Annotated in this window: 22 protein-coding genes and 1 pseudogene; 9 read left to right on the top strand and 14 right to left on the bottom strand. The window is 68.3% G+C overall.

What is annotated here, in order from left to right; genetic code table 11:
- Nucleotides 1-48: 48 nt before the first annotated feature.
- Genes ACIRSS_RS04295 through ACIRSS_RS04285 form a run of 3 tightly spaced genes read right to left on the bottom strand, consistent with a single transcriptional unit; the run spans nucleotide 49 to nucleotide 2,563 of the window.
- Nucleotides 49-1,020 carry a plastocyanin/azurin family copper-binding protein gene (locus ACIRSS_RS04295; protein WP_400890341.1) on the bottom strand — a complete coding sequence of 324 codons (972 nt, stop codon included), beginning with the start codon at nucleotides 1,018-1,020 and terminating at the stop codon, nucleotides 49-51.
- Nucleotides 1,021-1,045: 25 nt separating this feature from the next.
- Entirely contained in the window at nucleotides 1,046-1,954 is a 909-nt protein-coding gene (locus ACIRSS_RS04290) for a copper resistance D family protein (protein WP_400890339.1), read from the bottom strand.
- Between the two features lie 3 nt (nucleotides 1,955-1,957).
- Nucleotides 1,958-2,563 (bottom strand): hypothetical protein, encoded by a 606-nt coding sequence (locus ACIRSS_RS04285; RefSeq protein ID WP_400890337.1) that lies wholly within the window; start codon nucleotides 2,561-2,563, stop codon nucleotides 1,958-1,960.
- Between the two features lie 393 nt (nucleotides 2,564-2,956).
- On the opposite strand from ACIRSS_RS04285, the gene ACIRSS_RS04280 reads away from it, so the two are divergent.
- Together ACIRSS_RS04280 and mdlC are read left to right on the top strand one after the other, a co-directional pair.
- Nucleotides 2,957-3,514, top strand: a complete 558-nt coding sequence (locus tag ACIRSS_RS04280; protein ID WP_400890335.1) for a copper resistance protein CopC — start codon at nucleotides 2,957-2,959, stop codon at nucleotides 3,512-3,514.
- Between the two features lie 107 nt (nucleotides 3,515-3,621).
- Nucleotides 3,622-5,208: a benzoylformate decarboxylase gene (mdlC, locus tag ACIRSS_RS04275; protein WP_400890334.1), complete on the top strand. Its 1,587-nt coding sequence runs from the start codon at nucleotides 3,622-3,624 to the stop codon at nucleotides 5,206-5,208.
- A 93-nt stretch (nucleotides 5,209-5,301) separates the two neighbouring features.
- Here the strand turns inward: mdlC and ACIRSS_RS04270 are convergent, their stop codons facing one another.
- From ACIRSS_RS04270 to ACIRSS_RS04245, 6 genes are all read right to left on the bottom strand, one after another.
- Nucleotides 5,302-6,324 (bottom strand): ABC transporter substrate-binding protein, encoded by a 1,023-nt coding sequence (locus ACIRSS_RS04270; protein WP_400890332.1) that lies wholly within the window; start codon nucleotides 6,322-6,324, stop codon nucleotides 5,302-5,304.
- Between the two features lie 1,010 nt (nucleotides 6,325-7,334).
- Entirely contained in the window at nucleotides 7,335-7,658 is a 324-nt protein-coding gene (locus ACIRSS_RS04265) for a hypothetical protein (protein WP_400890330.1), read from the bottom strand.
- A gap of 80 nt (nucleotides 7,659-7,738) precedes the next feature.
- Nucleotides 7,739-8,095: a hypothetical protein gene (locus ACIRSS_RS04260; RefSeq protein WP_400890328.1), complete on the bottom strand. Its 357-nt coding sequence runs from the start codon at nucleotides 8,093-8,095 to the stop codon at nucleotides 7,739-7,741.
- 115 nt (nucleotides 8,096-8,210) lie between these two features.
- The gene (locus ACIRSS_RS04255; protein ID WP_400890326.1) at nucleotides 8,211-8,459 is read right to left on the bottom strand and encodes a hypothetical protein; all 249 of its coding nucleotides are present in this window, start codon (nucleotides 8,457-8,459) and stop codon (nucleotides 8,211-8,213) included.
- Nucleotides 8,460-8,639: 180 nt separating this feature from the next.
- Nucleotides 8,640-9,131: a DUF4231 domain-containing protein gene (locus ACIRSS_RS04250; protein ID WP_400890324.1), complete on the bottom strand. Its 492-nt coding sequence runs from the start codon at nucleotides 9,129-9,131 to the stop codon at nucleotides 8,640-8,642.
- Nucleotides 9,132-9,486: 355 nt separating this feature from the next.
- A complete protein-coding gene (locus ACIRSS_RS04245; protein ID WP_400890322.1) occupies nucleotides 9,487-9,789 on the bottom strand; it encodes a hypothetical protein in 303 nt (100 codons plus the stop codon).
- Between the two features lie 447 nt (nucleotides 9,790-10,236).
- Between ACIRSS_RS04245 and ACIRSS_RS04240 the strand changes: the two genes are divergently transcribed.
- The 7 genes from ACIRSS_RS04240 (at nucleotide 10,237) to ACIRSS_RS04210 (ending at nucleotide 14,605) form a co-directional block, all read left to right on the top strand.
- Complete coding sequence (locus ACIRSS_RS04240) at nucleotides 10,237-10,647, top strand: hypothetical protein (RefSeq protein ID WP_400890320.1); 411 nt, start codon at nucleotides 10,237-10,239, stop codon at nucleotides 10,645-10,647.
- Nucleotides 10,648-11,088: 441 nt separating this feature from the next.
- Nucleotides 11,089-11,532 (top strand): YbaB/EbfC family nucleoid-associated protein, encoded by a 444-nt coding sequence (locus tag ACIRSS_RS04235; protein ID WP_400890318.1) that lies wholly within the window; start codon nucleotides 11,089-11,091, stop codon nucleotides 11,530-11,532.
- On the top strand, nucleotides 11,529-11,834 hold the full coding sequence (locus tag ACIRSS_RS04230) for a hypothetical protein (RefSeq protein ID WP_400890316.1): 306 nt from the start codon (nucleotides 11,529-11,531) through the stop codon (nucleotides 11,832-11,834). Before ACIRSS_RS04235 ends, ACIRSS_RS04230 begins: the two co-directional genes overlap by 4 nt.
- The gene (locus ACIRSS_RS04225) at nucleotides 11,831-12,196 is read left to right on the top strand and encodes a hypothetical protein (protein ID WP_400890314.1); all 366 of its coding nucleotides are present in this window, start codon (nucleotides 11,831-11,833) and stop codon (nucleotides 12,194-12,196) included. Before ACIRSS_RS04230 ends, ACIRSS_RS04225 begins: the two co-directional genes overlap by 4 nt.
- A gap of 2 nt (nucleotides 12,197-12,198) precedes the next feature.
- Nucleotides 12,199-12,927, top strand: a complete 729-nt coding sequence (locus tag ACIRSS_RS04220) for a hypothetical protein (protein ID WP_400890312.1) — start codon at nucleotides 12,199-12,201, stop codon at nucleotides 12,925-12,927.
- A gap of 8 nt (nucleotides 12,928-12,935) precedes the next feature.
- Nucleotides 12,936-13,529: a DUF3558 domain-containing protein gene (locus ACIRSS_RS04215; protein WP_400890310.1), complete on the top strand. Its 594-nt coding sequence runs from the start codon at nucleotides 12,936-12,938 to the stop codon at nucleotides 13,527-13,529.
- Nucleotides 13,530-14,050: 521 nt separating this feature from the next.
- Nucleotides 14,051-14,605: a hypothetical protein gene (locus tag ACIRSS_RS04210; RefSeq protein WP_400890308.1), complete on the top strand. Its 555-nt coding sequence runs from the start codon at nucleotides 14,051-14,053 to the stop codon at nucleotides 14,603-14,605.
- A gap of 573 nt (nucleotides 14,606-15,178) precedes the next feature.
- On the opposite strand, the gene ACIRSS_RS04205 is transcribed toward ACIRSS_RS04210, so the two are convergent.
- From ACIRSS_RS04205 to ACIRSS_RS04185, 5 genes and pseudogenes are all read right to left on the bottom strand, one after another.
- A complete protein-coding gene (locus ACIRSS_RS04205; protein ID WP_400890306.1) occupies nucleotides 15,179-15,535 on the bottom strand; it encodes a hypothetical protein in 357 nt (118 codons plus the stop codon).
- Between the two features lie 416 nt (nucleotides 15,536-15,951).
- Nucleotides 15,952-16,173: pseudogene (locus tag ACIRSS_RS04200) on the bottom strand (CPCC family cysteine-rich protein); the annotation flags it as partial.
- Between the two features lie 514 nt (nucleotides 16,174-16,687).
- Nucleotides 16,688-17,152 (bottom strand): hypothetical protein, encoded by a 465-nt coding sequence (locus tag ACIRSS_RS04195; protein ID WP_400890304.1) that lies wholly within the window; start codon nucleotides 17,150-17,152, stop codon nucleotides 16,688-16,690.
- A 287-nt stretch (nucleotides 17,153-17,439) separates the two neighbouring features.
- Nucleotides 17,440-18,678: an RNA polymerase sigma factor gene (locus ACIRSS_RS04190; RefSeq protein ID WP_400890302.1), complete on the bottom strand. Its 1,239-nt coding sequence runs from the start codon at nucleotides 18,676-18,678 to the stop codon at nucleotides 17,440-17,442.
- Entirely contained in the window at nucleotides 18,675-18,989 is a 315-nt protein-coding gene (locus ACIRSS_RS04185; protein ID WP_400890301.1) for a YciI family protein, read from the bottom strand. The genes ACIRSS_RS04190 and ACIRSS_RS04185 overlap by 4 nt, the downstream gene beginning before the upstream one ends.
- Between the last annotated feature and the right edge of the window lie 2 nt (nucleotides 18,990-18,991).

Here is an 18,991-nt window from a genome sequence, read left to right as displayed (position 1 = left end):
CCGTCCGGGGTGCGGTGGCCCGCCCGGCCGGGCGGGCCACCGCGTCGGTCAGCAGCTGGCTTGGTTCAGCAGCGGCGTGAGCACGGTTTCGAGCCACACCGTGTGCGTCTTGATGTACTGGTCGAGGTTGAGCAGGTCGGTCACCTGCTGTCCCAGCGACGTTTCGAGGTGCGCGCTCTTGATGTGCGCGATGATCGGCGCGAGCGTGTCGGTGACGACCTTGTCCGCCGACCCGTCGAACGCCGGGGCGAGCACCGTTTCCAGCCACACCGTGTGGGTCTTGATGTACTGGTCGAGGTTCAGGATGTCCTGCACCTGCTGCCCCGGCGAGGTTTCCAGGTGCGCGCTCTTGATGTGGTCGAAAATCGGCTGCAGGACCGCCTTCGGCACGCACGAGCCGCCCCCGGCCGGGGTGGAGGGCATCGGCATCGAGTGGGTCGGTTCCGACGTCGGCGCGGACGTCGGGGCCGACGTCGGCGGGGCGCTGGTCGGGGCCGCGCCGGTGACGGTGACGGTGGCCTTCATGTCCGGGTGGATGGCGCAGTAGTAGGAGTAGGTCCCGGCCTTGGTGAAGGTGTGGCTGAAGGTCTGCCCGGTCTGCAGCGTCGGCGACGTGAACTTCTCCGGGCCGTCGGTGACGACGATGTTGTGCGGCGCGGTGTCGTGGTTGGTCCAGGTGACCGTGTCGCCGACCGAGATGGTCAGGCTCGCCGGACTGAACTTGTAGCCCATCGCCTCGACGGACTTCGTCGACGGCGCCGCGGCGGCCGCGGCGCCTCCCGCCTGTTCCTGGGACAGGCCTTGGTAGAGCGGGACGGCCAGCGGGCTCTGCTTGGCCAGCGCGGCGAGGTCGACGTTCGTGGCCGCCGCCGGTGCGGCCTGCTCGCTCTGCCCGCCGCGAAGCGTGGCGATGCTGAACAAGGCGGCCGCCAGGGCGACGATCGCGACGGCGACGGGCCAGTTCCGTCGTCGCCGCACCGCCTCCGGCTGCTCGGGGGTGGCGGGGCTGGGGTTGTCCACTGAGGACTCCTTTCGCGGGGTGTGATCAGCGGCCGGGGCTGGCCGTGACGAGGAAGCTCGCCGCGAGGAGGACCACGATGACGAGAGTGGTCTCCGCGGCGACGGAATAGACGAACGGGCGGACGGTGCCGGCGTCCCCGCGCAGGACGACGGCGAAGTCGAGACGGCGGCCGACCCAGCTGCGGCTGGCTTGCGCGGCGAGGAGCACGACGGCGAGCACGCCGAGCTTGACCAGCAGCGTCCGGCCGTAGGCGGTGCCGAAGATCCGGTCGACGCTGCCGACGGTCTGCCAGGCGAGCACGACACCCGCGGCGACGACCACGGCGACCGAGCTCATGGCGAGCTTCGAGTACCGCGGGATCACCGTGGCGAGTTCGCCGGGTTCACGGCGGGCCAGGACGCCGAAGAGCAGCACGGCCAGGCCGCCGATCCACGCGGAGGCTCCGGCGAGGTGGGCGAAGTCCGCGAGCTGGGTCAGCCACGGCGAGGTGCTCTCGACGGCGTGGCCGGTGAGGCCGGTCGTGCGCAGCAGCCCGAGCAGGACGGCGCCGGCGCCGACGCGCCAGGGCAACGCCGTCGCGGCGGCGTGGCCGCGTTGCAGCACCCAGGCCAGCACCACGCCGCCCAGCAGCCACAACAGGGCCCGGGCGAACCAGATCCGGCCGAACTGGCTGTCCAGCGCCTGGCCGAGCAGGTCCCAGGCCAGGAAGTCACCGGCGGGCCGTTGCGCGGCCCACGCCGCCTGCAGGCCGAGCCCGGCGAGCGTGCCGAGCAGGCCCAGCAGCCAGCCCGTCACCAGCACCGACCGGGCGCCCCGGTGGCCGGCGCCCGCGGGCCAGAGCACGGCCACGAACAGCAGTCCGCCGGCGAACAGGGTCAGGCCGGTGTAGTCGACGGTGCGCGCGAACACGTACCACGCCTTGACTTCGTCCACGCGTCACCGTCCACTCGCGACAGTGGCGGGCGCGACCCCGACGGAACCGGCGGGGACCATCGCGGGTTCGAGGCCGCCGCCGGCGGTGCGGCAGTAGCCGAGGACGAGTGCGCCGACCCCGTCCGGGCCGGTGACGCCGAGGCCGGTGGTCACGGCACCGAGGAGCGGCAGGCCGCCGACGGTGTCCAGGACCTGTTGCGCCGCACCGGGTTGACAGGCGGGGACGTCGGTCCCGGGCGGCGGCAGCGGCGGGGTCGTCGTCGGCTCCGGCGGGGAGGTCGGTTCGGGAGGTCCGGGATCCGAGGTCGGCGTCACGACAACGTCGGGGGGCATCGACGGCGCCGTCACGACCGGCTGGTCGCCGACCGGGACCGCGGGCAGCGGGGGAACCGGGACGTCCGACGGCGGCAGCGCGGACGGGAGTTGCTGCGTGCCCGGGGTTTCCGGGACCGGCTGGTGTCCGCCGTCCGCGACCACGGGCGGAGTGGCCGCGTCGGCGGAGCCGCCGGGGCGCAGGCCGATGCCGGATGCGTAGCCGACGACGACCACGACCGCGCCGGCCAGGCTCGCGGCGATGACGTGGTCACGGCGCAGTGCGGGTCCTCGCACGGTTTCGTCCTCCAAAGAACGGGAATTCGCCGGCCGGGAAAAGGAATCCGCCGGAATGCGCAAGCAAGGGAACGGGAGCGGGATGTGGGGAGCAGAAAACCAGCCGGCACGTTTCCGGGCGTGATCCTCACATGAAGCCCAGGTAAAGTCTTTGGGCCTTCTGGCGCACCGGCGCCGTGAGTTGCTACGCCGGACAGCGACTTCACTGCGCCGTTCGGGTGGAAGCGGCAGCGAACCAGTGGCGCAACCGCCCGTTTTGCCCGGTTCTCCATCGATGGTTCCAGTGGGCGGTGAGAATTGCTTAACGCAGCCGTTTCACGACGCCGATTGTCGTCCGCCGCTCACTCGCTACGGTTCGCGTATTCCCCGAATTCCCGAGAACGCGAGGACACCATGGCTGCCCGCTCGTCTTTGCCCGTCCGGATCGCCGCGGTGGTCGCGGCCGCCGGCTGCGCGGTCCTGCTGTACGCCCCCACGGCGGACGCGCACAGCGTCCTGGTCTCCAGCTCACCGGCCGCGGGCACGGCGATCACGACGTCCCCGGCCGAGGCGGTGCTCGTCTTCAACGAACCCGTGGAGAACTCGTTCACCGAGCTCGCGATCCTCGGCCCCGACGGCAAGTCGCACTGGGAGGCCGGGCCGGCCTCCGTTGTGGACGCGCGGGTCTCCGCGCCGCTGCGCCCGCTCGGCCCGGCCGGGACCTACGCGATCCGGTACCGCGTCACCTCCGCCGACGGCCACCCGGTCTCGGGTTCCGTCCCCTTCACGCTCACGGTCGCGGGATCGGGAGCGGCGGTGCCGGCGGCCGCGACGACGGCGAGCCCGGCCGGCGACAGCTCGATGCCGCTCTGGCCGTGGATTTCCGGTGGCGCGGTCCTACTCGGCACCGGCTTCGCGGTCGCCCGGCGCCTGGCACGCCCCACCGAACGGGCGACGAGTTCGACCCACTGAAACGAGCCGGCCCCGGCCTGGCGAAGGTCGCGCTTTCCCTCTGTCCACTGTGACGGGGCGGCCTTTTGGGGGATTTCCTTCGCAAGACTAAGCATTAGTCTGACGCCATGAACAAGCGCACGGTCTTGGACGCCACCCGCGAGCTCCTCCGCGAACTGGGCCTCACCACGGTTTTCGGCAACCCCGGCACCACCGAAGTCCCCTTCCTCACCGACTGGCCGGACGACTTCGACTACGTCCTCGGCCTCCAGGAGTCCGCCGTCGTCGCGATGGCCGACGCCTACTCGCAAGCCACCCGCGCGGCCGTGCTGGTCAACCTGCACTCCGCCGGCGGCGTGGGACACGGGCTCGGCAGCCTGTACACCGCCTACCGCAACCGGACGCCGCTGATCATCGTCGCCGGGCAGCAGACCCGGAACCTCCTCCCCCACGACCCCTTCCTCGGCGCCATCGACGCCCCCGACTTCCCCAAGCCCTACGTCAAGTGGTCCATCGAACCCGCCACCGCCGAAGACGTTCCCGCCGCGCTGGCCCGGGCCTACCACGTCGCGACCCAAGCGCCGTCCGGGCCGGTCTTCGTGTCCGTGCCGGCGGACGACTGGACGGCGACCACCGAGCGTCCGATCATCAGCCGTCCGCGCATCCGCGGCTTCGCGCCCGACCCCGAGGCGATCGACGAACTCGTCGCCGCCCTCGAAACGAGTGAAACTCCGGCGATCGTCGTCGGGAGCGCGGTCGACCAGGACGCCGCGGTCGCGGAAACCGTCGCGCTCGCCGAACGCCTCAAGGCCGGCGTGTACGTCGCGCCGATGTCGTCGCGCTGTTCCTTCCCGGAGAACCACGCGCTGTTCCAAGGCTTTCTCGAACCCGAACGCGGCGCCGTCTCCGACAAGCTCGCCGGGCACGACCTCGTCCTCGTGCTCGGGGCACCCGCCTTCACCTACCACGTCGACCGCGGACGCGGCGAAGCTCCGCTACCACCGTTGTTCATCCTCAGCGACGACGAGCAGATCCTCGCCCGGGCCTTCGAAGGCACCGCCATCCGCGCCACGCCGAAGCTCGGCGTCCGCGCCCTGCTGAACACGGTCGGGGAAAGTGCGCGGCCCGCGCCGGCGCCGCTGAAGCGGCCCGCGAAGCCGAGCGGGGAGACGCTCACCGGCGGGTTCGTCTACGCGACGCTCGCGGACTTGTTGCCGGACAACGCGATCGTCGTCGAAGAGGCACCCAGCCACCGCGGCGTCCTGCACGACCTCCTGCCGATCAAGGCGACCGACACGGGCTTCCTGACGGTCGCCAGCGGCACGCTCGGCTACGGCGTCCCGGGCGCGGTCGGCGCGGCGCTCGCCCGCCCGGACCGCAAGGTCGTCGGCGTCGTCGGCGACGGGTCCAGCATGTACGGCATCCAGGCCCTCTGGACGGCCGCGCGCCAGGAACTTCCGGTGACGATCCTGATCCTCGACAACACGGAGTACGCGGCGGTCCGCATCTTCGGCGACTCGATCGGCGGCGGCAAGCTGCCGGGCACCGAGCTGGGCGGCATCGACTTCGCGGCGCTGGCGTCGAGCATGGGCTGCCAGGGCGTGACGATCAGCGAGCCGGCCGGCCTGGTCCCGGCGTTGACCGCGGCCTTGGCCGACAACCGCCCGACGCTGGTGCACATCCGCGTCAAGTCGTCGGAAAAGTCGTTGTACTAGAGGGGAAAACCGACCGGGCCGGTCCGGTCGGCGACCTCTCGGGGTGAGAGGAAGCCGACCGGACCGGCCCGGTCGAGGAGCGTTTTCGCCGCGTCAGCTGCTCGCCTGCGGGGCGATCATCCCCGCGGCGTCGACGGACGACGTGATCGCGCCCATCTGGAGCATCAGGTCGGGGACCCGCTGGAGGCGCCGGGCGTCCAGCTTGACGCCGAAGCTGGGCAGGCTGAGCAGCTTGGCGGTGTCCTCGTCGATCTTGGCGTACTTGACCAGCAGCGGCTCGATCTTGGAGCGGTCCTTGTTGGTCTCACTGGTGGCCCGCTGCAGCGCGCGCTGGAAGGCGGCGAGGGTCTTCGGGTTCGCCTGCACCCACTTCTTGTTCGCGCCGTAGCCCGAAAGCGGGAAGTCCTGCGTGGCACCGGTGTTGACGTCGATCAGCGGGATCGCGCCGGCGGTCTTGGCGGCCTGCGAGATGAACGGCTCGGGCAGCAAAGCCGCGTCGACCTGGCCCTGCTGCAGCGCCGCGGCGACGTTCGGGAACGGGATCTGGACCCAGTTCACCTTGGTGATGTCGAGACCGTGGTCCTTCATGATGGACTTGACCAGCAGGTCGCTCGCGGTGTTCCGGGCGGTCATCGCGATCCGCTTGTTGGCCAGGTCGTTGACCGTCTTCACCGGCGAGTTCGGCACCGTGACGATCGCGATGGACTTCGGGCTGATCGAAGTCGCGTCCGCGACGAGCTGCAGGTCGGCCGAGCCGGTGTTCTTCGCGACGAAGAAAGGCATGTAGCTCGAGATAGCGATGTCGGTCTCGCCGGAAATCGCCTTCGTCATCGCCGCCTGGCCACTCGCGGCCACGACGGCTTCGACCTCGAGGCCCTCATCCTTGAAGTAGCCGCTGTCCTGAGCGAGCCACAAAGGCGCGGTGTCGACGGTGGGCAAGACGGCGACCTTGATCTTCGTCTTTTCCAGGCCGCCCCCGTTCGACGAGGCGCTCGAGTTGTCCGTGCCGAGCGCGCTGCAGCCGGTGAGGGCTGTGGCGGCTGCGACGGTGAGGGCGAGCCCGAGCACGGCGCGGCGAGTACGACCCCGGCCACTGCTCACGGCGGTTCCAAGCAAGGCCTGCTCCTTGAAGAGAAAGTAGCGGTTCGTGAACCGAACCCGGTGGGAGTGAGTGACCCATTTCCCAGAGTCACGCGGCACACTGTAGAGAAAATGACAGTCAGCTCACAATGGGGTCGATCAACACCCATGCGAGTGATCCGCGTCACTCTTTTAGCCTATGGCCTAGACAGACTGCTCCACTCGCCGCAACCACTCACTCAGCGTAAAGTCGAGTTTGCCAATGCACGACGAGACAGCCTTCCGGTGATCGAATTCGCCGAATTGAGCCGGCTGTCGAAACTGTCGAATAAACGCTCGCCACACTGCCGTGGTCGATCGGCGACGCCGGCAAAGTCCCCCGTCGCAAAAGGAGCACGCGTCGACGCTGACTCCCGCAGACCGCTCCCTCGTGCAGAAAGGGCCGGCCGTCCAACGCGAGTACGAGAAACTCGGCCGCGAGCACCTGACCGCGACGAGGTCGTCCCCGGCAGCACCCGGCCCGGACGCCTCGACGACCGGGTCTGCCGGTTCACCATGCACCAAGCAGCCCTCGCGCTACTCGACCTCGCCGACCACCCGATGCCCTTCTTCGACGAGCCACTCGCACCGCCGGCCAACCCCGACCGCCGTCCGTCCGCGGCGATGAAGGCGTGGCTCGCGACCACGGCGGCCGCCGACGCCTGTCGCACTCCACCACCGCACACGGCGGAACGCCGGCCGGTCAGCAGCTGCGTCTGGCGCTCACGAAAGCGGGCATGCTCCCTCCCCAAGAGCTATCCAGCTCGCCCAGCAACGTCGCCGTACCCGTTGCAGCAGCGGCGGTGCCCGCACACCGCGCTGCTGCAGATGCCGGTAGGCGACCGTGCTCGCGTCGAGGGCTCCCGTCGCCCCCGACCACCGAAGGACAGGAGGCGAGCCGTGATCAGCTCTGCCACTGCTTCGTTGTCGTCCATGATCGACGACCTGTCCGCGAGGTCCGCTCAACCGCTCTTCCACAGAGCACGGAACACGGAGCGGGACACTATTCAGAGGCCGGGTTCGGCGAGGTCAAGCGCCTGATCGGTGAGTCCGCCGGCATCATCCTCCAGATGCCGCCACGAGTAGCAGTGAGCGGCGCCGGAGGAGCCCAGCTCGATCTGCCTGATGGCCACTGTCTCGTCGTTGACGACGATCGCCTCCCGCAGCCAGCGAGCTCCCTCGTCAACCAGGCCTTCGTGTTCGGAGCTCTCGTCCAAAGACCGATACCACGCGACGGTTGCCCGGAATGCGATCTCGGCCTCCGGCGACCAGTTGTGTTGCACCGCCAGACGCCGGCAGTGCGCCTCCACGTCAGCCGGAAAATCGGTCATCACCGGAGTATTCCGGTGACACCACGCCTCACACTCTCATGCCGCTGTGCGAACGTTCTACGCCACGGTCGGCCGCGCCGTCACGGCGCAAGACAGGTCAGCGCTTCAGCAGCGAGCTGCCGGACCTCACACCAGCTACGGTCACCGAACCAAGCCGCATCCAAAGCCACGGCACCTTGACGATCCGACACGGCGACGACTGCAGCCACGACCGCGCGGATCACCTCAGCCTCAGCACCGTCGCGAAGAATCGTCCCGACAGACGCGACCGGATCCGCCGAATCCCACGCAGTGTCATCCACCAGCCAGTGAACTGCGTTCGTCACGTCGGGAAATCGCGGATCTCGACCCACACCCTCCAGCGCAGGAGGCTCTGCTGCGAGAACTCTGAGTGCGACGACCACGTCCTCGCGCCGCTCCGGCCATGAGACGTTCACCGGCCCATGGTGGCAGACCACGCACCGGTCCTCCGCTCCTTTTCCAGCATGCAGACCTCCCATCATGCCGAAGAGCGTGCGTAGGGAGTGCTGGATCCGGTCCGTGCTGCGGGAACTACCCGGCCGGTTCATCGAGGCGATTCAGGGCGTCGCGAAAGTTGCCGCTCCGGTGGAGGCTCGCCAGCGCGATGACCATGTGATCCAGGCCAGACTCACCGACGATCAAGCCGTCGGAGCACCAGAAGTAACCGCCCCCGCCGTACTCACCAGTCTCAGCCAATTCCGACACAAGACGTTCGACCTCGGCCAGGGTGAAAGATCGTCGCGCTCCAGCGAGAGCCGTCAGGCAAGCGAACTTCGGCATCGACATTCGACACCGCCTCGATTCGTTCGTCACCCCCGACCATGAAGGTCACCTCGAAGACCGACGTCCGGACTCGGTAGAACGGCCCGTCCCAGCCTTGAGCGATAACTGCGAACTCCACACCCTCCACGAGAAAAGAGCCTATCCGGCTGCTGTCCTCTCATGCCGCGAGTCGGTCGTTTATGCGTTGGCAGAAGGACGTGAAGGAAGTGAGCGCCGGTTGTTCTCCCAAGTGTGCCCCTCGGCCTCCGCGACGTCTTCCACCGCCTTGACCAGTACAGCTGCCGCGTCAGCGTTGTCGTACGGCGCGACGCGGTGCTTGAAGTGTGCGATCTGGCGTTCGATGGCGTAGCGGGCCCGGCTGCGAGAGATCCAGTTCTCCTGCCAGCGATACGTACTGCGAATGCCAGCCACGATCACCGCGGCAGTACCTACCGTGGCCCCGGCGACCGGCTGGTTCACGACAAGAGTGACCGCGGGGGTCAGCGCCGCCAGGACGAGATTCAACACCTCGCTGCGGTGTGACCACCGGCACGCCCGCGTCGCGCGAAGGCGGTACCACCGCCATTTCGCCATCACCGAAGCCGGGACCACAGGCTCGTCCCCGGCGGCGTCTTCGATCCAATGCGACTCCGCACCGCCGACGACTATGGCTGCCGACTCCCTGGTCAATGGCACCACCTCCCCCCGACAAGTCACGTTCCCTCGCCGCCGCGTTTCGACGCCGGCAGCTTCGTCGACAATCCGTGACCTGCACGAAGCCGACCCGAAGCAGAACGAGCCGCGACAGATGCCTGCAGTTAGCCAGAGAGCGACCATTCGCACATGCCGCTGATAGGTCGTTCGGAACGCGCGTCGACGCCGCGATCGATCTCGTCCTGGTGCCGTGCTCGCCGGCACTCCCGGTCATGGCGACCGGTGCCCAGCCCCCGGAAATTGGCCGAGCGCCGACTTTCACCTTCGGGAAAGACTCAGAGTGGTCGTGACCGGGCGCCACGCCCGAAACGAGGAGCCCTCATGAACCTTTTCAGCATCGCCGCTGCGGCCAGTCGAGCTCCGGCACGTCGTCGGTGTCCAGCCCGCACCACTGCTCGCCAAGAGCGCGCAGCGTGTCCGTGGCGCGGGCGATGTCCACGGCTGTCCACGGAAACGGATCCTGGCTGACCACGCCCCGCACTGCCGGTTGCGGAACCAGCCGGCGCGGCTCCACGGCCTTATGCAGCACCTCGACAGTGGTCAGCTCGCAGCCCTTGACCTGCAACACCGTGGCCGAGACCACGCGCGCGTCGTGCCGCGGCCGACCCGAGTAGACCCGCACGTTCTCGAACACCGCGCCCACGGCGATCGAACCAAACCGCCCTGGGCCCATCCCAGCTCCCGCTCGGTGGCGGCGTGCGCGAGATCGTGGGGCACCCACCATTTCCGCGAGTAGGACGGCAGCCACATCACCACCCCGCCCGGGCGCACCCACGCCGGAGACTCTCCCCGCGGCGCGCGACGGAGCTCGATCAACACCTCCGCAGCGCGCCCGATCACAAGCCCGGTTACCAGCAAAACAGGTCCAGTACGGTCGGCTCGAGCGAACCCTCATCACACCTGTTGATCACCAAAGCGCCCAGAACGACGACCATCCGCGCTCAGCTGGCACCACCAAAGCCAACTGACCGAGCCGCGATCGCTCACGCCGCTGCATAATGGCGCAATGTTGACGACGTTTCGGCCACGGTGGGTGTTGGCCTGGTTCTCCGCTGTCGTGAGCGGGGTCGTCGGAGGCGTCGTGGCGTTCGCGGCCCGCTTCGCGATGGGGTTCGTGTGGTCCGACGATCGAGTAGCCGGTCCCGTGGGTGCCATGGTAGTGGCGGCGGCCCTGATCGTGCTGCTCGTCTTGGTGCGGGTTCGCCGGCGACGGCTCAGCGTTACCGAGAGCGGCCTTGTCGCGCATCGAGATGGATACCGAGTCAGCGTGCGCTGGGACGATTTCGAGCAGGTCGTCACTAAACGGATGGGACCGTTCACGATCGACGTGCTCACCTTCCGCGCCGGTCATGTCGAACCGTCGTCGCGGCACCCGGTTCCGCGGAAGGTGTTCGCGGTCGGCGCGGACCGCATGATTCAGATCGGTGCTTACGACGTGCATTGGCGTGACGGCCTGGTCGGACAGATGACGGCACGGGTGACCGATCGGTAGTCGCCTGACGCAGGGCTGCCGAAGGCAGAGTGCCGGCCGCGCAATGAGGACGGCTACAAGCCCGACTGTTTCGCGCCAGCGGTCTTGACGAGCGGTACTCCGCACCGGCAGCCCCCGGGCCGGCAGGCCAACACGAGACGAGGCGGCGTCTCCCCTCGCCCCTCCTGCACAGCTCTGCCCGGCGGCACCGACGTCGGCGCAGCGGTCCTACCGAGAAGTCGCCAGCCATGGAGCATTCGGACCCGGCTCCGTATCACCGGCGGCGACTAATCATGCCCGCTGTCCAAGCCCAGGCTCACGGCTGACGTGACCTATGCCCCTCCTCCGGTGTTCGCACTTGCGCCGCTGCACAGTCGCAGTAGGGTGCACGGCGGGCACGTTCTGTCATCTCGACAGGACCTGGAGTAGGGGAAACACCATGCTTGACCTCGTGGCACCGTCATGACCGCACAACACCGCGACCTGCGGCAACTGCAGCACCAAGCCGCTGAACTCGACGCACGACTGGCAGCGACACGCCACACCGCGCGCTCGAGCGACCAACTCGTGACCGTCACCGTGACCGGCCAGGAAAAACTTCTCGACCTACGGATTGACGACCGTGCGCTGCACGGCGCGCACGTGCAGAAACTCGGATTCGACATCGTCGAAGCCGTCCGCAACGCTCGCGCCGCCGCACGGGCGTCGTCGCTGCCGCACCTCAACGCCCTCTTCGGCAAACAACCACCACCGCCGCCCCCGTCCGCCACCGGGCCGGCTGCGCCGCCGCAGGCCGCCGCACCCGAACCGGCCCGGCGCGCCGCCGCGCCGGAGGACGAGGAGAACTTCGCGGACCTCGACTTCCTCACCGACGACGAACCCGACGCCGGAGGTGGTCGCTGGTGAACAGCGAAGAACGCCTCTACCACCTCGCGAAGGAAATCGACGCACGCGTCGCCGCCGTCGAGCAGGCCGCGAAGACCGGGGAAAGCCTCCCGCTGGTCCTCGACATCGGAGCCGGTCTCGGCACGGTCACCGTCGACGGCTCGGGCGGCCTCGTCTCGATCGACCTCGCCCGCGACGCGGTCGCCGGGCAGACCGGCGTCAGCCTCGCCGGCCACGTCCTGCGCGCGATCACCAACGCCGAGTCCGCGGCAGCGACCCGCCGCAAGAACTTCGTCGACGACGCGGCCCAGGAGATCCGATGAGCAGCGGCAATTTCAACCCGTTCGGCAACGCCGCAGCCGGCACCGGGTTCGAGGTCTACCCCGAAGCCCTGCGCAAGGCCACCGACGACATCTACGCCGCCCGCGACAAGGTCGCCACGTTCAGCAGTCAGGATCTGGCCCAGATCGTCCTGCGCGACGACGACGTCGGGATGCTCGGTGTCATGGCGAACGTCGTGCACGTCTTCAACGAGACTGTCGCACAGATGAGAGACAAGACCGACAAGGGCGCCATGCAGCTGGAACGGCTCGCCGAAGCGCTCGACAAGGCCGCCGACTACTACGAGACCCAGGACGAGGCGGACTTCAAACGGCTGCGCGACCAGGAGAAGGGGCTCAACTGACCATGACGACACCACCGGTCACCCCGCCCGACCCTCGAGCGCAACCCCAGCCTTATCCCGAAGACGCCGACGCCAAGGTCCGGCAGATCGCTCAACTTTTCGGGCAGAACAACGTCCTGCGGCTGCTGGAAGACGTCCGCAACCGATTGCTCGGCAACGCGATGCAAGTCCAGTCCATGGCAATGGACTTCGCACAGAAGAAGAACCTCAGCGACGCCAGTGACGACGTCGCTCAAGCAGTCCTGGCCGTGGCCGGCACCTGGAGCGGCCGCGGCAAGGAACAGTTCGCCGGCTACGCCGAACTCGTCGGCAAGGCCCTCGACGGGCAGCAACAGGTCGTGGCGAGCATGTCCGGCATCCTCTCCGAGATCGCCGGCTGCGTCATCGACACCTACGCCAAAGCCATCGAGTTCATCGGCAACTGCGCCGTCGAACTGGGGAAAGTCGGCTACAAGACGATCATCGCGATCGCGACGGCCGAGATCCCCATCCTCGACGTCATCACCTCCAAGGAGGTGGTCGACACCGTCGCCGACGCGTTGTTCGACCTCGTCAAATCGGTCAGCGACCTGTTCGCGGAGGCCCAGAAGACCCTGGGAGGGTTCCAGAAACAGGCCATCGCCCTGGTGCAAGGCAACACCGACTTCCCGGACATGCCTGCTATGCAGAGCAACTCCGGTATCGACGACCAACGGCAATGGCGCGTCGACCCGTCGGCGGCGCCGGCATGAGGGCATCAGTGATCGCGTGCACGACACTTCTCTCGGCGAGCCTGCTCACCGCCTGCGGATCGTCGACACCGGAACGGATTCTCTCCACGCCGCCGGCGCCGGCACAGACCGGCGCCCCCCTGCCTTTGGACCAGGTCGACGCTCCCCTCGACTTGGCAAAGTTCGACTCCGACCCGTGCAGCCTGCTCACCAAGGAGCAGGCAGCCGCCGTCGTGGCCGACCCACCGAACGGGATGCAGCCATCCCCGCGGACCACCCTCCCCGCGTTCGGCTGCGCCTGGCCGAATCCGGCCGGCGCCCTGCTGGTGGCGTTGAAGCCGGTCCAGAGCCCGAAAACCCTCACTGAGCTCTCGACCTCCCCGCTGAAGAAGAACGGCGAACTGGAGCCGTGGACGGAGACGTCGATCAGCGGCCTTCCCGCCGTCGTCTACCACGAGTACAGAGCGCCCGGCGAATGCTCGGTCTCGGTCGAGGTCACCGAGCAGCAGATGCTGACTTTCGAAATCGAGGGCAGAGACCTTCGCAACAACTACTGGGACAACGACCGCTGCGGCGGTGTCGCGAAGATGGCCGAATTCGTGATCGGCAACCTCCGGCAGTGATGAACGTCCGATGATGGCCGGCCACGCCTGCGCCGGCCACGACGCTGCCCTGCCGATCATCGAGGGCACCGTGACCCGGCGCGAAGTCCAACGTCTGCCGTCCGACGCCATCCCGAGATCCCTGTGGCTCTGGCACTCCAGCATCGGCCCGACCGCGCCGCGGTCGATGCGGCCTGGCAGGCGTTCCTCCGCCGGTTCGACACACGTACTGATGAGCCACCGCGCGGTCATGCCGACGAGCAAACGGTTCGCATGATTCGTGGGCCACATCCAGGTCGCGTGAGACTGGCATCGTGGGAGGCCGGACGACGCGATGAGCACATCGAGGTTGTCCGCGGAACGAGACGCCCTGCGTCAAGAACTCACCGATCTCTGTGCGTGCTGTCGGTGAAGCTCTGGCTGCTCAAGCGTGAACCTGGTCCCGGCGCGCGCTTACGACGCTCAGCGTTGCATCCGATAAGGCGATCGTCGCCAAGGGTACGGGCGGATAATGGGTTGCTCGGGATGAGAAGCTCTCGTCCGTGTTGACGGTGCGTATGAACGATGTCGCAGCCAGCGCGCTCGAGGCGAGCGGGACCGGTGCTGTCATTCCGCCGGCCGAGCTCCCGCCCATGCTGCGCGAAATCCTCCGTGAGGGCGTCGTTCGGCGCGGCGAGGTCCTGCTGTTCGCGGGATATTCTGGTTGGGCTGACGAGCCCCCGGGCAGGTTTCCGGACCTGACGGGCTGGGAGTGCTTTGTCAGTAGCCTCCATCTTGACGATGCAGTGCCGGTCAAGGTCAGATCGTCGCCGGATGGTGAGCCGGTGATCTCCGAGGAAGACCAAGCATTGATGCTTCGGTACGGGCTTGGCTTCGCCTTGGAGGTGGTCCGGCTCGTGAACGAGCTGGACAAGCCGGTGGCAGTGCGCTGCATAATTGGTACGAACACCACGAACGGGACGTTCCGGTTCCATCGGGCGAGGCCAGGCGAGTCGTGGCTGATCGCTGACCTTGATTCCTACTCTCATGAATGGCCCGTCCAGAAGCTGATCGTGGTCGATAGCGGGCCAGCCAGCCTCGGCGGCATCCCATGGTGACAGCTGTGGCACCGGTGCTGCCGAAACCTCGTTGCGGCTGAAGCAGACACCCCAGTGGCCTGCCACCGCCGACAACCGTTGACCGCGATGGCTAGCCCGATCAACGCGATGCCCGCCACCGGGCAGGAACCGGCCCGTCCGGAACAAGCAAGGCGTCTGGCACAGCTACCCACCACCAACGGACGCACCGTCGTCCAGTTCTGCAACATCGGCCGCCCCGGCCCGCGCCTGCCCCTGGATGTCTGGGTCCACGACCCGATCGGGCTGACCAACCGACCGCCGCGCACTCCACCTGTACCCGGAACGCCGCAACGGCCACAACAAACAGGTCGGCAGTGTCTCGGACATCGACATCGGCGCGATCCGCGGCATGTTCGCCTGCTCACCTGATCGGGAATGCTCGATTCCGTCCTGGAACCGCTGACCCCGATCGATTCTGGCATGTCACTGCAACTGATACCTCGAGTCGGAGGACTTCGGGGACGGGACGAGTTCCAGGTCGCAGCACATCGCAGGCGCGCTGTCGTGCCGCATACCGCGCGTTCGCCACCGGCCCAGTCGATGAGAGCGTGATCATCGGCTTGGAGGTACGACTTCCACGACCTCGGCAAGTCCGACGATTCGGGCGCCCTCACGCATCGACAGCCGCAGACCTGGCCCGACAAGTGGCCAGAGATCAGGCATGAGCGGATGGAGTCGCACCGTCGCCCCTTCGCCCGGCGCGAGGGTCTTCACTGTCTCCAGCGTCAGAGGCGCGTCGTGGCTTTCCGGATGGACATCCGGCGGGAAGCCCCAGCGCGACCGGTAACCGGAGTGGATCGGGGTTCGGCGGCCTCCTTGGCTCGCGATCACGAGCCGCAATCGTGCGCGGATGTAGCCCCGCTCGGCTTCAGCGTCTGTCCATCGGTTGTGCTCATGATCAGGATCCACGCTGAGACTATGTCGTCCCCGCTCGCCCGTGCCGAATTCAGGGCGTTCAGCAGTTGCGCCTTATGCCCGACCAGTGCGTCCGGCTGCACCGCGTCGAACGTATCGAGCGGTGGCGTACTTGACTGCCCGGCGGACGGAGGATCGACCAGTCAAGAACGAACCTCCCGTGACATGGACCTCTGCACCGGTCCGCTCATCGAAGATCCGCACCGAGTAGAAGGGGCCGAAGAGATGGCGTAGCCGGACGCTGAAACGTGGGTCCAGCCCAGGCCACTCGTCACCCCGATGCACGGTCGAAGCATAGCCGAACAAACGTCTGAGCAACTGCTCATGCCGCTTATCGCGCGCTCACGTCCCATCATGCCGACGAGCGCGCGTCTGCCCTCGTGATCATCCGCCCCTCGTTGGCGTGATGCTCAGCAGCAAGTGGGTCGACAGGGTCGATGCGGCGGAGTGTGCGTTGATCTGGTTCCGCCGTTGGCGACGTAGTGGGCTCGCGCGGCGTCGAGGCTGATACGCCCGTTTGGACCGCCGCGGACTACAGCACTGTCGTGGTCGTCCTGCCCGTCGTCTTCCCACCCGCATTCGTCGCAGATTTCGTACCCGCCTCTCTCACGGAGAGTCAGATGCCCACAGCAGGGACAGGTGTAGGGCCCACCGTCGGGCGGTGCGACGACATCTCTCTGACTGGTGTAGTTCTAGAACCAGGCTGTCCGCTGGGCGATCAGCTCCTCGTCCGACAGCGACGGATCATCGCCCGGCCCCCGTACGACGGAGCGCCCGGGCTGGATCGCATCGCGAGTCTCCTCGGTTCGTTCGTCGGGCACACGACAAGGATGCTCGTTCGTATCCACTCTTGACGAGTTGTTTTCGCGGAATGGGCGCGTGATCAGACTCGGTGGCACGGTGCCGGTTCACCGGAGCTGCGCGGTGCTGCTCAGGTCAGCGAAGGCACTGCCACGCCGCTGATCGGCCGTTGCGACGTCCTCATGTGCCGATGAGCGGACGCTTTGGCAGCGCCGCGCAGCGTCGCCGCGATAGTGGCGGTGACCAAAGTCGGACCCCAGTCGCATGTGTCCGTGGCACCGCTGAGTCGTCGGGAAACTACATATGCCGACTTCGCTACTCTCGTCGACTGGCTGCGCTTGGTGTCTAGTCGTCCTGCACTGGGCGGAGGATCGGGTCAATCCCGGCAAGCTCGGCGATCAGCTTTTCCGCGCCACAGCGCACCTGCGCGTCAGGATCCCGGGCCAGCACCTCGCACACCCGCGCAGCGGCGTCCCGGTCCCGCGAGAACACCATGAACACGTCACGTACAGCGGTATGAATCCAGTCAATCTGGCTGGGAGTGTGATAGTCCGGGCCAATAGCGCCGAGCGCCGAGGCGACCACCTCAAGCCCGACTGGGTCTTGACGCCGGAGCAGGGCCTCCGCGGTCACGCGGGTGGCGAACGTGTCGCGGTCGTCCAGCACGAGTTCCAACAACGGGCCCCTGGCCTCAGGCATCTCGGCGAAACTGGCCAGGCTCCGCCCTGCGTCAGCCCTGTCGCGGTAGTCGGGGCTTCTCGCAAGCTCGATCAGCGCCGCGACCACAGCGCGTCTTGCCTCGCTGGTCATGGACGCAGTCTTCCGCGACCAACGCGAAACGCCCAGCCAATTTCCGCCCCAGCCACCGCACGCACGGCCTGCGCCCCACCAAGATGCTGATACGAGACCGTGGATGACGGCGCCTCATCGAGCGGGCTCCGTCTCCGACGTCCTGTCATGCCGAAGAGCGGCGGCGCCACCTGGCCGGCTCCAGGGCCTGACGAACGCTGCTGATCGGGCCCGTCGCCATTGCTCGGCTTCAGGCCGTCATCGTGAACCACGCGGCCGGCCGATCCGGGCTCGGCTCGCCCGCCGCGTCACGGATCCAGTTCTTCGATCCGCCGGGTGAGGTACCGCCGTTCCGCTTCCGTGGGCGCCAGTTCCAGTGCCTCCCGGTACGCCGCCACCGCGTCCCCGAGCCGGCCGAGTCGACGCAGGAAGTCCGCGCGGGTCGCAGGGAGCAGGTGGTAGCCCGCCAAGTGGCCCCCGGCCGCGAGGTCGTCGGTCAGGGCCAAGCCCGCCGCCGGGCCGTCGGCCATCGCCACCGCCACCGCCCGGTTCAGCTCGACCACCGGGGACGGGCTCAGCTTCGCCACCAGCTCGTACAGCCGGGCGATCCGGGCCCAGTCCGTGTCCTCGGCGCGGGACGCCGTCGCGTGGCACGCGGCGATCGCCGCTTGGAGTTGGTACGGGCCCGGCCGGCCGAGGGCCAGCGCGGTGTCCAGGACGCTGACACCCTCGTCGATCACCGCGCGGTCCCAGCGGGTGCGGTCCTGCTCGGCCAGGGTGACCAGGTCCCCCACGTCGTCGGTGCGAGTCGCGTGGCGGGCGTCGTGGAACAACATCAGAGCCAGCAACCCGCTCGCTTCCGGCGCGTCCGGCAGCAACCGGACGACGACGCGCGTGAGCCGGATCGCCTCTGCCGTCAGTGCCCGGCGGACCAGGTCGGCGCCCGCACTGGCCGAATAGCCTTCGTTGAACAGCAGGTAGAGCACGCCGAGCACGCCCGCCGTCCGCTCGGGCAGCAGGTCGGCCGACGGTACCCGGTACGGGATGCGGGCGTTGCGGATCTTCCGCTTGGCGCGCACGATCCGCTGCGCCATCGTCGCTTCCGGCACCAGGAACGCGCGAGCGATCTCCGGGGTCGTCAGGCCGGCGAGCGTCCGCAGCGTCAGCGCCACCTGCGCCTCCAGCGGCAGGGCCGGGTGGCAGCAGGTGAACATCAGCCGCAGCCGGTCGTCCGGGACGTCGTCCGGCTCCGGCGGCACCTCGTCACCCGCGGACGCCGTGACCGCGACGTCCCGCAGCCGGTTCGCCTCGGCGGCGCCGCGACGCAGCTTGTCCAGCGCCCGGTGGCGGGCGGTCGTCGTGAGCCACGCCCCGGGACGGCGCGGCACGCCGTCCCGGGGCCAGGTGTCCAGGGCCTTGGCGAACGCTTCCTGCGCGCACTCCTCGGCCAGGTCCCAGTCGCCGGTGACCCGGATCAGGGTGGCGACGACGCGGCCCCACTCACCGCGGAAGGCCTCGTCGACCGCCGCGCGGACGCTGTCCGTCACTCCCACACCGGGCGCAGCTCGATGGCACCGAACTTCGCGACCGGGTGCGCCGCCGCGATGTCGATCGCTTCGGCGAGGTCGGCGCAGTCGAGGATGTCGTATCCGGCGATCTGCTCCTTCGTCTCGGCGAACGGGCCGTCGGAGACGAACGTGCCGCCGTCCCGCGGCCACAGCGTCGTCGCGTCGGCGACCGACCTCAGCTGGCTGCCTTCGAGCCGCCGGGCGCCGGCTTCGGCGACCCAGTCGTCCGGGTGGTCTTCGGCGGTGCCGACGAGCTCGGGGTCGACGCACACCCACATCAGGAACTTCATCG

The organism is Amycolatopsis sp. NPDC101161 (assembly GCF_044768185.1).
Classification (GTDB): domain Bacteria; phylum Actinomycetota; class Actinomycetes; order Mycobacteriales; family Pseudonocardiaceae; genus Amycolatopsis.
This window is presented reverse-complemented; position numbering and strand designations above follow the sequence as displayed.

What these genes read in the sequence shown, in the direction of transcription:
- ACIRSS_RS04280 (WP_400890335.1), top strand. Translation starts at nt 2,957, where the DNA reads ATGGCTGCCCGCTCGTCTTTGCCCGTCCGGATCGCCGCGGTGGTCGCG.
- mdlC (WP_400890334.1), top strand. Translation starts at nt 3,622, where the DNA reads ATGAACAAGCGCACGGTCTTGGACGCCACCCGCGAGCTCCTCCGCGAA.
- ACIRSS_RS04265 (WP_400890330.1), bottom strand. Translation starts at nt 7,658, where the DNA reads ATGACCGATTTTCCGGCTGACGTGGAGGCGCACTGCCGGCGTCTGGCG.
- ACIRSS_RS04255 (WP_400890326.1), bottom strand. Translation starts at nt 8,459, where the DNA reads ATGCCGAAGTTCGCTTGCCTGACGGCTCTCGCTGGAGCGCGACGATCT.
- ACIRSS_RS04235 (WP_400890318.1), top strand. Translation starts at nt 11,089, where the DNA reads ATGACCGCACAACACCGCGACCTGCGGCAACTGCAGCACCAAGCCGCT.
- ACIRSS_RS04225 (WP_400890314.1), top strand. Translation starts at nt 11,831, where the DNA reads ATGAGCAGCGGCAATTTCAACCCGTTCGGCAACGCCGCAGCCGGCACC.
- ACIRSS_RS04220 (WP_400890312.1), top strand. Translation starts at nt 12,199, where the DNA reads ATGACGACACCACCGGTCACCCCGCCCGACCCTCGAGCGCAACCCCAG.
- ACIRSS_RS04195 (WP_400890304.1), bottom strand. Translation starts at nt 17,152, where the DNA reads ATGACCAGCGAGGCAAGACGCGCTGTGGTCGCGGCGCTGATCGAGCTT.
- ACIRSS_RS04185 (WP_400890301.1), bottom strand. Translation starts at nt 18,989, where the DNA reads ATGAAGTTCCTGATGTGGGTGTGCGTCGACCCCGAGCTCGTCGGCACC.